Raw genomic sequence first — 15,056 nt, forward strand, 5'->3', positions numbered from 1 at the left:
TGTTTAACGATAAAGTCTAAAAGGTCTTAAATTAATTACGGAGATTTAACATGCGACAAAGATGGTTTTATGATGAAAACATTATTATATAAAGAAACTGGTTTAATAAAAGGTATCACGTAACGATGATGAATATTGATTTGGCAAAGAACTCCTCTTACAGAGATAGGCTTTTTCAGGCTGCTGGCTGGACTCTGTTTTTGGCCCTTCCTCTCGCTTTCCAAAGTTCCGAAATGACTTTAAAGGAACTAGTATTAATAGCCCTGTCAATCCCCTACCTTCTATTCTGCCTTACCTACATCCTGCTTTTTTTAATTATAAAGCGTTATTTGATACCGGTTTTATATTTCGGCAAAAAGAAAGGACTATTCTTTTCGGTTGTTTTTGTAATGCTAATTTTCGTGATCGTTTTGCGCCCCTATGATAGATTAGTACATTCGGGTTTGCGGGCAGGCCCAGGACCAGAAGTTTTAAGGCGGCCTCCGCCTCCCACAACAACAACTAACGAGCCTTCTCTATTTCAAAAACATCCTCCTAAGATTAGACCCATCCAACACTTTGATATTATCAGCATTTATCTATTTCTCACCGTTATAGCAGGCGCTATTACCTTAAGTCTTTCAGATCGTTGGCGGGAAATTGAAAATAGAATTCTTAAAGCGGAAACTGAAAAAGCAAATGCAGAGGCAGATAAAGTAACGGCTGAACTTTCGTTTTTAAAGGCTCAGATTAACCCACACTTCTTGTTCAACACCTTAAATAACATCTATTCTCTGGCGGTTATGAGAAGTGATAAAACTGCAGAAACGGTAGTAAAGCTTTCTAATATCATGCGATATCTAACGGAAGATGTTTCTAAAGATTTTATATCCCTGGAACAGGAACTGAAATCGGTCTCCAATTATATTGATTTACAACGGCTGCGTCTGGGTCCAAAGATCGAAACCAGCTTTGCCGTGATCGGGCAGCCCCATGGTAAATCTATTCCCCCTCTGATATTGATGACTTTTGTAGAAAATGCTTTTAAATACGGCATAAGTAAATCAGACCCCTATCCCATAACTATCAGGGTGACGATTAATGAGGAATCAATTTTGTTCTATAGCGAGAATAAGATTTCGGATAATCTTAAAAATATAGAACAAAGCAGTACAAGAGTTGGTGTATCAAATACGCGAAAACGATTAACACATCTCTATCTCAACAGGCATAGTCTGGAAATTAACACCGAAGATAATTTGTATAAAGTAAATTTAGTATTGAGCGTATAATGGCAGCAATAAAATGTATAGCGATAGATGATGAACCACTGGCTCTGGATTTGATAGAAGACTTTTGTTCCAAATTTCCTGCAATCAACCTGGTAAAAACCTTTGAGGACGCATTATCGGCAAAAGAGTTCCTTAAAAGTCAAAAGGTCGACCTGATATTTCTAGATATCAATATGCCAGACATCAGTGGAATCGATTTTGCCTTTTCGCTTAATGATAAACCCTTGATTGTTTTTACAACCGCCTATAGGGACTATGCGGTGGAGGGTTTTGAATTAAATGCGCTTGATTATCTCGTGAAGCCATTTGAATTTGACAGATTCGCAAAAGCCATAGAAAGAGCAGTTGAGACAAAAAAGGATGCTAATTATGCAGTGGGGAAAACAGCTAATGACTTTATTTATGTTTCTTCGGAATATAAACTGGTTAAAATAGATCTTTCAGAGGTCGATTACCTGGAGAGCATGGAAGACTATATTAAAATACACCTGCAGGGATCAAAAACCATCTTTACACTTTTAACAATGAAAGCCTTATCAGAAAAATTACCCATGGGTAGATTTATAAGGATTCACCGTAGCTATATGGTCCCCATTGCTCATATTAAATTTATTTTCAGCAAGAGGCTTGTTTTAAATTCAGGCATAGAGCTGCCGATAGGTAAAAGCTATGTAGATTCTGTAAAAGATCTGACGAAAGTGCTTAGCTTGAAAATCTTAGACGAAGGCTGCCTTTAATAATCGCATTCCTTCTCCGGCGTTCTTTTAACCTTCGTCGATAAATAGATCTAAATTTCCTAAGCGATACAGACTTTTGTATCAACAAACAGATCAAAGAATGGAAAGATTAGGGTTTATTAAATCATTGCTAGTTGGGGCCGTTTCAGCTCCAGTTGTGTTCGAAGCTTGTAAAAAAGATGCAGCAGCCGAATTAGCGGAGGATACCGCCTCGGCCACTAATACAGGTAGTGGAACCAGCACTTCTTCATGTACGGTTGCCCCTACCGAAACCGAAGGTCCATTTCCTACCAAAAGTCCTTCTTCTTACCTACGCAGCGACATCACCGATGGCAAGACCGGTTACGCAATGACCGCAAAAATTACCATTGCGAATGTAAACAACAGTTGTTTGGGACTGGCTGGTGCACTGGTAGATATATGGCATTGTGATGCAGAAGGAAATTACTCAGAATACGGTGGAACTCAAATGCAGTCAACTAATTATCAATCTGTACATTTTCTTCGTGGACGTCAGGTAACTGATACGAATGGGCTGGTGACATTCAAAAGCATTTTCCCTGGCTGGTATCAAGGCAGGGCCACCCATATTCATGTGCATATTTATAAAGCTGACGGCACTTCACTAAAAGTTACTCAAATAGCCTTCCCTGAAGGTTCTGGAAGTGCCGTTGCATTGGTGAATGGTTATTCAAAAGGAATGAGCGGATACACCTATAATAAGTCGGACAATGTGTTTAGTGATGATTCTACGGGTTTGCAAATTGCTAGTGTAACGGGCAGTAAAGCAGAGGGATTCGAACTATCAATCAGACTAAGCGTAAGCGCGTAATAAAACTATGGGGACCAAAAATCAATGAAAGTAATTACTCTCTGTTACCGAAAAGTTATAGATAGCTCTTCTGAGACCCTTTGGGAAAAAATGGTTTTTGAAGACTCCTACGCCGAATTCAGAATGCAATCGCAATATTTTGATCAAGAGAAAAAATATCAGCACTTTGGTGAGTTAATCCAGAACGTACCAGGTGCTGAGAGATTACACTTTTTAGTTAGCGCTTCTGTTACCGGTTATATTACCCAGCTAAACAGCCTTATTCCTGATGTTCTGGATAATCAAGGCAGGCGTTTTCTAAAATTTCATAATTACCGTTTCGAGATCATTAATTCAAGTATGAAGGATATCTCGAAACATCAGGTGGCCATTAATTTCTTTTCTAACAAGCTGGTATGGCACGATACTGTAGCAGATCAGCTTTTAATATCAGAAGAAATTCAACAGGACGAGAGCTTTCAAACACATCTTTTAAAGTTAATCCCTTTTTTATCTATTGACACCTTGAAAGTATGAAAACAGCACCTGGGAGAATCTTAATTGCAGGTAACAGAAGAACTGTAGAGACCAATAGCGGCATATTTATCCATACTTTCGATTGTACTGGAGAAAAAGATGAGGTAAATTCCTCATCTGAATTAGCGTTTTTTAGCGAGGAGATGCTGAATAGCGACGCTAACCTTGAGGTGGAATTAAATGAGTCCTGTTGGGTTCTTCTCTTACCGGTTACCGGGGATCTGGGCCTTGTACAGGAAACGACAGAAGTAAATATAGGTCCTGAAGAGATCATCATGATGTGTCTCGAAAAAGGGCAAACCTATTCCATCAGAAATAAAAATAAGCATTTAATCCATTATCTGCACGTTAGAATTAGAGCACAGGAGCCTACTCATTTCCCGCCCTCTGCCAGGAGATTTAATTTTAGTACTCCTGTTGCCTCTCCATTGGTTCAATTAAATGAAGACGCGTCAGCACCTTTTAAATTAAGTATTGGAAGTTTTGCAGGTAGGCAGGAAGTAGACTATGACCTGCAGTCTTCAAGCTCTTTGCTATTTACACATGTTCTTGCAGGCGCATTTGAGTTTGAAGGAAGATTATTAGAGGTTGGGGACGGACTTTCTCTTTGGGATTGCGAAACGGTGGAGGTGGAGGCTTTAAGTAATAACGCAGTCTTGATAATTTTAGAGCTATTTAATTGACCAGGCAAATTTAATACTTCGTTCTGCACCAAAGGGCATGGTTGAAACAACCTGGGAAATACTAGAATTTTGCACACGGAAACCCTTATTCTTTTACAGAAGTTTCCAAAAAGGATTGAATATCTGATGTTTTGATCACCACAGTTGCGGTACGGGAGAACCTTGCAATATTGATGCCCATAAACTTACCCTCACTCGTAAAGACTGGACTCCCACATTCATCCGCCCGCACTGCAATATCATGAACAAACACATTTTTGAAGCCATCACAACGTGTACTACTACCTCCGGCGAATTTGCCTGCCGGGTGCGACGTTTCAGGCACTTTTTTCATTGTTATTACTTTAACAAGGTTCGCACCATTTCTCTCCAAATTAATTTTTACATCTTCTCCTGGAATATATCCCCCTAGTGTTCTCCCATAATCGATAGGGGCAGTCATGGGAACACCCCCTATTTCCAGAATTTTATCTCCTAATTGCAGGCCTCCTGTTTCAGCCGGACTGCCCGGGTAAATACTTGACAATTCAACTTTACTGTTTCTAAAAACAGCGTTTGCTCCAAAAAATCCCCTACTAAACATTAAGGGCAGATCGAATGCTCCACTGCTTAAAGCACCGGTCATTACCTTATGTCCTCCTACCTGAGCAGATAATGGTGCTCCGGACTTAAGCTCCACCTGTCTTAGTGCACCTGGCAGCAGGGCTGAAATAGAACGATGCAAGCTCCCCTTAACCTTTAACAGTACGAGGTCTTTATCCTTGTCCCTCGCTACGATACTAAAGTTGTTTTTTCTACCAGCGGCAAGGATATATCCCTTGTCACCCACTTCAGAACTTTTGCTTAGGACGTACAAGGATCCTTTAAATTGAATAACTGTTCCCAGAATAGCTGTCTCTTTTCCATGGGCAACAGTACGGATACTAACCACACTGGCGGAATGCTTAAAAGCTGGTAAAGGCCCGAGCTCTGCCATGGTAAGAATCTCATCTTTCAAAGAATCCGTTCCAATGCTATCTAAGGTTGAGGGTAAAGTTTCGTAATCTTTAATTTCATTCAGGGCGGTCCAGTACTTTCTATAGAGATCCACCGGCACCTCGTAGTTATCCTTCTCCAGAGTATCAATTCGGCTATGTAATGCAATCACCCGGCCCAAATAATCGAAAAGCGGGCCGCCGGAGTCACCAGGTTCCATTTTGCAAGTAGAACGAAGAAATCCATAATGAAGTTGAGTATCTGCAATCACGCCAAATCTTATTGTTGGAAAAAGCTGATTCAGCTTCTCCGGATAAGCAATACTTAAGCAAGGCTCATCAGGTTTAAGAGATCCGGACCAAGCCATTTCTGCAAAGGGATATGTTCCTTTCTGTTGAATTTTAATCATTCCCATATCGGGCCGGTTGGCATCATTAGTCATACCTATTCGTCCGTGTGCCACTCCTAACACTTCCAGCCCATCCGGAAATAAAATTTTATAGGTATTCCCAGGTTTAACCGTATGTGCAACGGTAAGAACATGGCCCTCTGGCGAAACTACTACTCCACTAAATTGAGCGCTATTCTGTTGTTTTGAAACCGTATCAAAGCCCCAAATCCTTACACTCGCAGGTCTGGCTTTTTCAATAGCTTTGTAAATTACGCTTTGAATATCACCCGTTTGTGCTTTTACAAATTCAGCATTGCCGAGTTGTAGAAAAACAAAAACTAACGAAAAAAGAAGTTTCTTAGCAGCAAGCATTAGTATAATCACAGTTTGGTCCGGTTACAAACATAACAACAACACTGGATTATAACTTGGACATTGCAATCATTTATGTTGCACAATTGGCTCTACCCTCCGCCCGGCACATGTTACTCATATCCTTATACGCTTAATAATCACTCGACATGTTCACTTCCAAAAGCGCATTGATATTCATTATGCTCCTAAAGTTCATTTTCTGTATCAGTCTAGCCTAAATTTGTCTTCCAAATCAGGCTTCCATTATAAAAATAACCCTTTTATGGCCTTACCCTCCCGCCGAAAAAAACGGGAGGGTAAGCCTCAATTAGATTAAGAAGTGGGTATTACAAAGTAACATTACGAAACCGCATTAAATATTGACTCTCCTCCCTAAAGTATCAGATATATGTATTCGAATCCACCTGATCTACTGCCAACCCGGGTTCTGTCCGAGGTTTGGGTTTAGTTGGATCTGCCCTGTTGGGATCGGGTTCAGGTAATTCTTGTCTTTATCAAATTTCCTGTTTGCAATGGGATCCACTATTATGAATCCGTTCGCATCTACAACGGGTGTCAGCTTTTTCCTTTTTCCTGCAGCACCAGTATATGTTGTTTCAAATTCAGTTCCTTTAAACTTTACCCCCAATACAGGCTCCTTCAATTCGATATGAGCTCTAAACCATCTTTTAAGATCGTCGAGTCTGAATCCTTCTGCATTCAGCTCCACAGTTCGCTCCCTTCTGATCTCTGTCAACATATCTAGGCCGTTCGCCACAGCAAATGCATTGCTCAGTGCCGGCATAGTTTTGTTAACCCGATTGCGCACCAGGTTCAATGATCTGTTCAAGTCGGCATCAGCAATAGCACCGTTCTTTTCAAAAACTGCTTCAGCGTAATTTAGAAGAACTTCAGCATAACGAATAACCGGATAATCGAACCCCTCCTGATTATCCGGAACCTGCCTTTCCGCTACAAACCTGTAGGTATTATAACCTGAAGTACTGTTGTTAAAAGGATCAAAAGGGGATTCCCGCGCATTCTGTTTATCCTGAGGGCTCCAATTCCAATTTATCTGCCAATTCGCATTACCACTCCAGTAATAGCCTCCGTCCATATGAAACTGATACTTCATTCTGTTATCACGGTTTTCATATTCGCTTTTCAAAGTACCATAGCCCTTAAAAACTGCCGATTTTTCTATGGGCAAACCATCCTGAGCAAGGAACAGGTCGGCAAATTTCTTACTTGCATCCGATCCAAAGTTGGCGAAACTTACATTCCGCCTTATCTGTCTTAAGGTCTGATCATACCGATTTGCAAGTATATACTCCTTATTAGCTGATTTTCCAATACTGGCGGGGTTTGATTTTTGATTCTCCAGTATAAACAAATACTTCTGGGCCGAATCGCCCAAGGCAGGTGGTGCAAATAACTCGTACTCGTTACTGGCAATAACCTCAGTACTACTGGCAATTGCCTTATCAAGTAATAAGGATACCCTTGCAGCTCCCTCAGGCTTACCCTCCTTCAGATTCCCTTCAGTATACTTCTGCCAGGTTGCTTCATATAGGGCTACCCTGCTTAGGAAGCCTTGTGCAGCTCCTTTGGTAATACGGCCTTTTTCAGTAACTTTTGATTCGACAGGCAGATCTGGAATGGCCTCCTCCAAATCTTTAATAATGAAATCTACTACTTCGCTTCTTGAATTACGACTTGCATTGAGCTCTGGCGAACCGAGATTCAAGGGTTTCTCAACAATTACGGACGGCCCATAAGCAGTTAACAGATATTCGAAATAAACATAAGCCCTGAAAAACTTTGCTTCAGCTACATAAAGTTTTATTTCTTCACGGTTGGGATAGGCCTCAGCCTTGGCCAACAGGTAATTGATTGACCGGGTATAGGAATATGCGCTGTCGAAATTTGCATCTATAACCCCTTTTGTATTTATACCTCTGCTCACGTTATCCAGACTGGTCCCCAGGTCATTAGGGCCGTGATGTCCTTCCGTTCCAAAAGTCCTTAAATAAGTATAGAACTTGTTGGCCCCCAGCTTGAAATCGTTTGGCGATTTCCAAAAAGTAGCGTCAGAGATACGGTCCAGCGGTTCAAGCTCCAGACTTTTGTTACATGCATACTGACTTATTGCAATGAATGCTCCAGTAAGTATTATTATATGATTTAAAAGTGATTTTTTCATCTGATTTGATTCAGTAAAAGATTTGCAATTGCCTCAAACACTACAATGTAAGATTAACACCTACGTTTACCAGCCGGTAAAATGGATAACGTTGAATACCACCTGAGATAGTTCTGGTTTGTTCAGGATCCCATCCATCTTTTATCTTACTCCATTCCCAGATATCGCTTCCAGAAACATAAAGCCTCAAATTTTCAATCTTGGCTCGCTGGGTTAAAGCCTTCGGGAAGGTATATCCCAGGGAGATATTTTTCAGGCGCAAGTAAGCTCCGTTCTCCACAGACCAGGAAGAGATCTGGTAGTTATACCCGTTATAATTCGGATTGTTAGGCGTCCCAACTGACAGTAATGGATAGTAAGCATCAGGATTTTCAGGGGTAAATGTTTTTCCCACCCATTGGTTTGTTACGCCCTGACCAATGTTTCCAAAAGGAACTCTCCAGTTTCCATCCCTGAAAATTGTCCTTTTGCCCACTCCCTGGAAGATTGCAAGGAAATCAAACCGTCCATAACTTGCACTTAAATTTATTGCATAAGTATATCTTGGATCATTCCTTCCCAGGTAGATGATATCATCCGGGACAGTTAAAACCCCGTCACCATTCTGATCCACGAACATGTTATCCCCTATACGCGCACCTCCCCCTGTTGTGGGTATCGGCACGGCAATATTGCTGTTTGCCTTCTGCAAACGTGTATTATATTCGGTACGCGTAGCTTCATCTTTAATACGGCCGGCATATTCCAGTCCGAAATAGGACCCTATCGGATAGCCTTCAACATGAGGATCTGCCGCAGAGCCCGTTGTAAATCCTGCTTTGGTTAATAGCTGGCCACCGATGGAAACAAGTTTATTATCATTATCAGACAAGGTTCCTCCTATCGAATACTTGAACTTACCAATCTTGTCCTTCCAGTTTAAAGAAAGGTCCCAACCCCATACGCGTAAATGCCCGATATTGGTTTTAGGAGCATTCGCACCGAGCAGTGCAGAAACACTGCTGTTCGTTAGCATATTGCGATTATTCTTGATAAAATAATCAAAGCTTCCTGATAGGCGGCTGTTTAACACACCAAAGTCTAGTCCTAAGTTAGTAGTTTCAACTTTTTCCCATGCCCTGTCGATACTTACCAATTCACGGTTAGGCCCAACATAAACGGCCGGACTATTGCCAAGAATAGGAAAATTAGCACTGGTTGGGCCTCCGGTTGCTGCAACGGTAAGGAGCTGAATATAGTCATAGTAACCAATTCCACTTTGATTACCGATAGTTCCGTTAGACAATCTGAGCTTCAGATCGCTAATAAACCTAAAATTTTTCATGAAAGGCTCCTGGGTAATTCTCCAGGCAGCAGACAAGCCGTAAAATGGAGACCATCTTTTACTTGCAATAAATCTGGAAGTTCCATCATACCGGGAGTTGGCTTCGAAAAGGTACTTATTTTTATAAGCGTAGTTGAAACGGCCAAAATAAGAGCCAATTGCCCAATGATTCTGTGATTCACCGTTAACTTTAGTAGTATTGTCTCCGATACCCAATCCTAAGGACGGTACATCATCATAAGCCTGGTAGGATGACCTGGTATTGTAGGCATTAAATTCGTCCCTTTCATAGTTTGTACCAAGAGTTAGCCCGAAATCATGTACTGCATTAAAGGTATTGGTGTAATTGAAATACGCATTCAAATTGTAATAAGAATCTTTGACGAACCTGCGGTCATAATAACTATTTTGCTGGGAAGGGTTTGCCGCAGAAGAAATAGCTGTTTCGGCGTAATTATACCACTCCGTCAGTGTTTTTGATTGTTCTTTTATATCGGTCCCGTTCCAATTGTAACTGGCCTGCCCAACAAGGTCCAAATGTTTGCTGAACTTGTAAGTCGATAATACGCTCGTATAAATCCTGTTATTATACTCTTTATTTTCGCCCCCTAATTCTATTAGCCAGTTGGGCGTATACTGCGTTCCCCAACCATAAGGCTTTCCGTTGATCGTAGATGTCGGAAATCCCGGCTGGGAGAAATTACTGAGGGCATTACCCACACGAGTAGGCTGAACGATGTCGTTCTTTTCCAGTGATATGTTCGTTTCAACCTTGAAGTTATCAGAAAAGGCGTAATCATAGTTTAAACGTGCCGTGTAACGTTTGTTGGAATTTTCACCAAATTGAAGCAAGCTATTATCATTTAAATAGCCTAAAGACAAACGGTACCCCATTTTTTCCCCTCTGGCAGATAAGCTTAAATTATGTTGCGAGGTAGAAGCATTATCGAATAACACGTCCTGCCAATCGGTAAAGAAAAATGTGAAGTCTTTTACATCCCCAAAACCGATAGTGTTAGGCTCTTTTGTAAGATCAATATAACCACTTGCCGGGGGATCGAGGTACTTTTCAGCCAAACGGTACCACAACCAGGTCTTATCAAGATTTACTGTAGAATTATTGACCTGCGCTTCCAATAAAAGTGGCCCCCACTGTTGTGTAGACAATAGAGAAGGCTGCAGGCCTATCCTTTTCTGGGAAAGTGAAGCATCGTATTGAATAGAAGGTTTCCCGGCTTTGGCCCGTTTAGTAGTGATAAGCACTACCCCTCCCGCAGCCCGGGATCCGTAGATCGCGGCAGAAGCATCTTTCAAAAATGACATTGATTCGATATCATTGGGGTTGATAGAATTCAAGCCTGAAGGGCTTACTAAAGGTACACCATTTACAATAATCAAGGGAGGCGCTCCATTAACCGATGAGGCACCGCGGATCTGTAAATCCCAGTCTTCCCTGCCGGGTGCGCCAGAAGAACGTGTTACTACAACTCCGGGCACCTCTCCCTGTAGGGCTGCAAGGGGATTGGCCATTGACCCACGATCTTTAAAAACTTCGGATCCTATCTGCGCCACAGAGCCACTTAAAGTCTCCTTCTTTCTGCTTCCATAGCCCACAACCACCACCTCCTGCAAATTCCGGTTGTCTTGTTCAAGGATAACCTGTATCGGCCTGCTGAAATCGGCGACAATACTAACCGTCCGATAGCCTACGCTACTTATCTCCAGCACACTTCCCTCTTCCGCATCAATTTTAAATTCACCGTTAGGATTAGTGGCAGCCCCCTTGTTGGTGCCTTTTACTTTAACAGCTGCTCCAATTACGGGATATTTCGTTCCTGCCTCAGTTACTTTTCCAGTTACCTGTCTGTTCTGTGCGTAACTATGACAGTAAAATAAAACACAAAAAAGAAGAGCAAGAATGCCGCTTTTCCTGTGCTCATGTAAATCATACTTTGTCATAATGTCTGATGTCAATAAATTTTAGAAATATGTTGGTTTTAAAAGGTTAGATTCCTCATACTATTCTGTTACCTGATTTAATACGGTTCTTCCTCGTGAAGAAAGCTTATATCTTACTATTGAAAATAAGACAAACACTTATTCCTTTCATACTCACACATCTTCAACTTCGTGCTTTTTCTGGCTAACGTTGAATCATAAATTGGTGGCAGTACCAATACTCCCCTTACAATTCTCGATTTTTCAGTAAGAGAAGGAACAACATAAGAAACGCTGAAGTGAGGCTTTCTCCCTTCAGCGTTACTCTTATCCCATCGTTTATTTGTGGTTAATAATAATTGATCTTAAGGAGCTACAAAAGCCCATTGCTGATTATTGCTCGTACCCGAATTCCAGAATTGCATATTTGTACCATCAGCAGTACCTCCCCCGGTATCCAGGCATTTGCCATTAGCCCTGTTAAAAATTTTGAAATAGCCATTGCCCAGATCTATAATCTGCCATTGCTGATTTGGACTGCTGCCATTCGCCCATTGATGAACCGTGGAGCCGTTCGCTGTATTATTGTAACTATCCAGACATTTACCTCCGGTAACACAACTTAATTTATAATAGCCATTGCTGTAGCTAACTGTCCATTTCTGGTTATTACTAGTCCCGTCAGGATATTGCTTAACGTTAGCACCATCTACCGTTGAACCGGCATTATCAAGCATCTTTCCCGTAGCCCTGTTCTGCAGGCTGTAAGTTCCGTTAGCTATAGGTCTCGAGGAAGCATCGCGATAGAACGTCAGAGAACCATAACCCGGTTGGTCGAAAGTTGTGGCGTGTCCGCCAGGACCGCCCTCAGGGCGATGGATCGCTGCTCTCTCTGCCACATTTGTAACTGTTAGACCCATCCGGCCTGCATAATGTCCGTAAACCATTTCATAGATCGGGCGGATTTCCCCTCTGCCGGCTTCTGATACTACAGTGTGGGATTGAGGAGCACAATTCTGCCCCGAGCCCCAGTTATAGGTAGTAAAGGGAACACTGTTACCATTGTTATACCTTGCTACATATTCAGCACCTTGCATAAATCTGCTACTGCTATAACTATAAAGATCGATTCCCTGGTTCCAGGCCATTTCGCAGATGGCGCCCATCAAGCCTACCCCTAACTGGGCATGTCCCTGATCCCGCCCGCTCTCCTGCCACTGTCCTAGCCCGCCTGCATGGACGAAGGGTACGGCTTTTAAAATTGACCCATTTCCAGCACCTGTTTTAAAATAATTGACAGCCTGGTCAATCTTTGCCTGATCATCAGCAAAAATTCCAATAGCGAGCACCGAAGCCATATTGCAGAGGTCCCAGTTTGCCCAGTAATTTGTAATACAAGCATCGTTATGATTTACAAGGAACTGGTTGTTCATCGGGTAAAAGATATTTACCAGCATGTTACTGAAATTAGTAACATTAAAGCCACTGTAATTGCGCATCATCTCGCCGGCATTAGCCAGCTGATAACCGAAAATACCCGCGGCCAGGAAACGGTCAGCGTTTCCACCGATCGAAGTTAATGTACTTGACCAATGGTTTAAAATATCACGTGCTTTGTTGCCATTAGCGGTATTTCCACTAACCCTGTATATCAGTGCATTCTGGTATGCTGCTGCTACGTCATTGTAAAGCAACCCTACATTATCCCCTGTTCCACCTCTGATAATTGTTGCCGTGGCCCTTGAGGTCCAGGTAGCTGATGAATGCGGACTGGCAAGCAATTTATCCCAGCTTCCTTTCCAGGGCTGCGCACCCGCATTCACTTTCACCTTCATTCGTTCAAAATCAGCGTCGGTATGTAAAATTCCACCAACATGGTAAATTGCCAGAGTTTTCGAGCTCCCTCCTTTGGCGGAATGTATAACTTCTTCTGGTTCTTCTGCATTTAATTGTACAGTTTTCTTACATGATGTTCCTGCTAATAAAAGGAAAATGCAGGAAATTAAAATACTTAATGGTTTGTGTCTCATTTTGTGGTTTATATAATGATTAGATAAGAGTAGACCGTACGATGTGCGTACGTAATAAGGACACCCATCCTTAGGTTTAATACTCTTAATCTCAAATATTTTCAAACAAACCCGATCACTAACAGCCAGTACTAAAAAGAAAAAGAGATCAGCCCTTTTAAGACTGACCTCTCTTCCAAATTTCCTAAAATTATATTTCCTTTTACGGCCTGCTACTTTTTTACCTCAGCTTTCCCTGTTTTGAAGTTGACCTTCCAGGGTTTGGGCTCTGGTAATTTTAATTCACCGCCGCCTATTTCCAGTGGCATCCATAAATACCTGGAATCCCATTGGCTTGCCGGTTTCCATTGATCAGCCATAAAGATCACAGTAGTCGCCTTTGATCCTGCAACCTTAAGCATCATAGTTGATTGTGACTGATAAGTGTTGGTTTCAGGAGGAGCAATATGTTTAAATTCTGACCAGGGACCAGAAAGCGAAGTTGCCGTAGCGTATTTATTCGGATTGGGCCGCCAACCGGTCAAAGCTGAACCTATCGCATAGTACAAACCTTTATACTGAATAATGGCCCCACCCTCCAAAGGTGCATTGATATAGGCAGTTTCCTTTTCTACATTCAGGTAATCATCAGATAGTCTGGCAATATAAAAACCTTTGGTCGGACGGCTTTCAAATATCAGGTATGCGCTTCCGTCGTCATCAATAAATTGTCCAATATCCCGGCTTTCAAGTCCTAAAGGCCTGAAACTTTTAACGAACGTATATTCACCATCTGGTTTGTCACTTACCGCGATGCCCACCCTTGCAAACCTGTATTTTGCGTCATCAAGATGCATATACATTACAAATTTCTTCGACTTCTCATTATAATATACCTTTGGCCGTTCCAATACCCATTTCTCTCCCAAATTCTCGGGGTCGCTGAAAGGTATTTTTTTCAGGAACTTCCAGTCCGATAAGTTTTCAGAAGAATAAACGCCCACGTAACGAAAGGAAGGATCATTATCTTTAGCCCTGTATTCTCCGAACCAATAATATACCTTTCCAAGCTTGATAATACCGCCACCATGAGCTTGAATATGGTTCCCCATGTTATCAGGCCAGACACTACCCGGTTTGATTAATCCTGATTTACCTTTTTGTGCATAGCTGCTTAATTGTAGCAGTGTAAGAATGGTTATAAGCCTGAAATATTTGTTTAAATTCATCAATGTAGTTTTAGAAGATGTATGTGTGACAAAACTATCCATCGGCCACTAGTTTTTCACCGGAAGTAGTTGTCCGCCGGCAATACCCAAAGGGAAACGTTTGCTTATCAGCACCACATACCACTTTCCATTTATAAAGTCGGCTTTCTCATTGGCAATGAAAGCATTACTGCCCGACAAGCCAAAGCTTAGGCTTCCTGTAACATTAGCTGCCGGATTTTTGGTAGCGTCGACAATAATAGAAAAGGGAAAGGTACGCGCTGTAGCAGCAGTTCCAATCGCAGATCTGTCTTTGTAAAAATTCAGGCCCACCAGAGTGTCTGTTTTTACAAATCTGGTGTCTTTATTATATCTTACTGTAAATGCAAGACTATTCGATTGTTCATCATACCAGCCTGAGAAACTCCCCTTGGTAGTGTCATTTGCCGGAGCGGGACTAAGTGAAGCACCGTCCAGGGCTGAAGTTACCTTATACGTGTTTTGTGAGAGACCTTCTAAGTCTCCGCCTTTTGTACAGGCCAGCAGAAGGCAGGCCGACAATAAAAATATGGACAAAATTATTCTTTTCATTTTTCGAATTTTGGACCTGATGAT

At 41.8% G+C, this 15,056-nt stretch carries 11 protein-coding genes; 5 read left to right on the forward strand and 6 right to left on the reverse strand.

All coding sequences use genetic code 11. The features are described 5' to 3' along the window. Positions 1 to 125: 125 nt before the first annotated feature. The 5 genes from J4N24_RS00880 to J4N24_RS00900 all read left to right on the forward strand — a co-directional run bounded on the left by J4N24_RS00880 (position 126) and on the right by J4N24_RS00900 (position 4,039). Positions 126 to 1,271, forward strand: a complete 1,146-nt coding sequence (locus tag J4N24_RS00880) for a sensor histidine kinase (protein WP_207531754.1) — start codon at positions 126 to 128, stop codon at positions 1,269 to 1,271. Continuing rightward, positions 1,271 to 2,008 carry a LytR/AlgR family response regulator transcription factor gene (locus J4N24_RS00885; RefSeq protein ID WP_207531755.1) on the forward strand — a complete coding sequence of 246 codons (738 nt, stop codon included), beginning with the start codon at positions 1,271 to 1,273 and terminating at the stop codon, positions 2,006 to 2,008. The genes J4N24_RS00880 and J4N24_RS00885 overlap by 1 nt, the downstream gene beginning before the upstream one ends. Positions 2,009 to 2,108: 100 nt before the next feature. Then, positions 2,109 to 2,840 carry a dioxygenase family protein gene (locus J4N24_RS00890; protein ID WP_207531756.1) on the forward strand — a complete coding sequence of 244 codons (732 nt, stop codon included), beginning with the start codon at positions 2,109 to 2,111 and terminating at the stop codon, positions 2,838 to 2,840. Between the two features lie 24 nt (positions 2,841 to 2,864). Next, complete coding sequence (locus J4N24_RS00895; RefSeq protein WP_207531757.1) at positions 2,865 to 3,356, forward strand: hypothetical protein; 492 nt, start codon at positions 2,865 to 2,867, stop codon at positions 3,354 to 3,356. Next, positions 3,353 to 4,039: a pirin family protein gene (locus J4N24_RS00900; RefSeq protein ID WP_207531758.1), complete on the forward strand. Its 687-nt coding sequence runs from the start codon at positions 3,353 to 3,355 to the stop codon at positions 4,037 to 4,039. The genes J4N24_RS00895 and J4N24_RS00900 overlap by 4 nt, the downstream gene beginning before the upstream one ends. A gap of 85 nt (positions 4,040 to 4,124) precedes the next feature. Here the strand turns inward: J4N24_RS00900 and J4N24_RS00905 are convergent, their stop codons facing one another. The 6 genes from J4N24_RS00905 to J4N24_RS00930 form a co-directional block, all read right to left on the reverse strand. Beyond that, a complete protein-coding gene (locus J4N24_RS00905) occupies positions 4,125 to 5,789 on the reverse strand; it encodes a trypsin-like peptidase domain-containing protein (RefSeq protein ID WP_207531759.1) in 1,665 nt (554 codons plus the stop codon). Positions 5,790 to 6,189: 400 nt separating this feature from the next. Then, positions 6,190 to 7,962: a RagB/SusD family nutrient uptake outer membrane protein gene (locus J4N24_RS00910; RefSeq protein ID WP_207531760.1), complete on the reverse strand. Its 1,773-nt coding sequence runs from the start codon at positions 7,960 to 7,962 to the stop codon at positions 6,190 to 6,192. Positions 7,963 to 8,002: 40 nt separating this feature from the next. Beyond that, on the reverse strand, positions 8,003 to 11,245 hold the full coding sequence (locus J4N24_RS00915) for a SusC/RagA family TonB-linked outer membrane protein (protein ID WP_207531761.1): 3,243 nt from the start codon (positions 11,243 to 11,245) through the stop codon (positions 8,003 to 8,005). Positions 11,246 to 11,589: 344 nt separating this feature from the next. Next, complete coding sequence (locus J4N24_RS00920) at positions 11,590 to 13,254, reverse strand: RICIN domain-containing protein (protein WP_207531762.1); 1,665 nt, start codon at positions 13,252 to 13,254, stop codon at positions 11,590 to 11,592. Positions 13,255 to 13,466: 212 nt separating this feature from the next. Next, on the reverse strand, positions 13,467 to 14,462 hold the full coding sequence (locus J4N24_RS00925) for a family 43 glycosylhydrolase (protein ID WP_207531763.1): 996 nt from the start codon (positions 14,460 to 14,462) through the stop codon (positions 13,467 to 13,469). A gap of 48 nt (positions 14,463 to 14,510) precedes the next feature. Then, positions 14,511 to 15,032, reverse strand: a complete 522-nt coding sequence (locus tag J4N24_RS00930) for a hypothetical protein (protein ID WP_207531764.1) — start codon at positions 15,030 to 15,032, stop codon at positions 14,511 to 14,513. Between the last annotated feature and the right edge of the window lie 24 nt (positions 15,033 to 15,056).

Source organism: Desertivirga arenae, from assembly GCF_017355785.1.
GTDB classification, from domain to species: Bacteria; Bacteroidota; Bacteroidia; order Sphingobacteriales; family Sphingobacteriaceae; genus Desertivirga; species Desertivirga arenae.

Coding starts and splice junctions, on each gene's coding strand:
- J4N24_RS00880 (WP_207531754.1), top strand. CDS start 126: ATGATGAATATTGATTTGGCAAAGAACTCCTCTTACAGAGATAGGCTT.
- J4N24_RS00885 (WP_207531755.1), top strand. CDS start 1,271: ATGGCAGCAATAAAATGTATAGCGATAGATGATGAACCACTGGCTCTG.
- J4N24_RS00890 (WP_207531756.1), top strand. CDS start 2,109: ATGGAAAGATTAGGGTTTATTAAATCATTGCTAGTTGGGGCCGTTTCA.
- J4N24_RS00895 (WP_207531757.1), top strand. CDS start 2,865: ATGAAAGTAATTACTCTCTGTTACCGAAAAGTTATAGATAGCTCTTCT.
- J4N24_RS00900 (WP_207531758.1), top strand. CDS start 3,353: ATGAAAACAGCACCTGGGAGAATCTTAATTGCAGGTAACAGAAGAACT.
- J4N24_RS00910 (WP_207531760.1), bottom strand. CDS start 7,962: ATGAAAAAATCACTTTTAAATCATATAATAATACTTACTGGAGCATTC.
- J4N24_RS00915 (WP_207531761.1), bottom strand. CDS start 11,245: ATGACAAAGTATGATTTACATGAGCACAGGAAAAGCGGCATTCTTGCT.
- J4N24_RS00920 (WP_207531762.1), bottom strand. CDS start 13,254: ATGAGACACAAACCATTAAGTATTTTAATTTCCTGCATTTTCCTTTTA.
- J4N24_RS00925 (WP_207531763.1), bottom strand. CDS start 14,462: ATGAATTTAAACAAATATTTCAGGCTTATAACCATTCTTACACTGCTA.
- J4N24_RS00930 (WP_207531764.1), bottom strand. CDS start 15,032: ATGAAAAGAATAATTTTGTCCATATTTTTATTGTCGGCCTGCCTTCTG.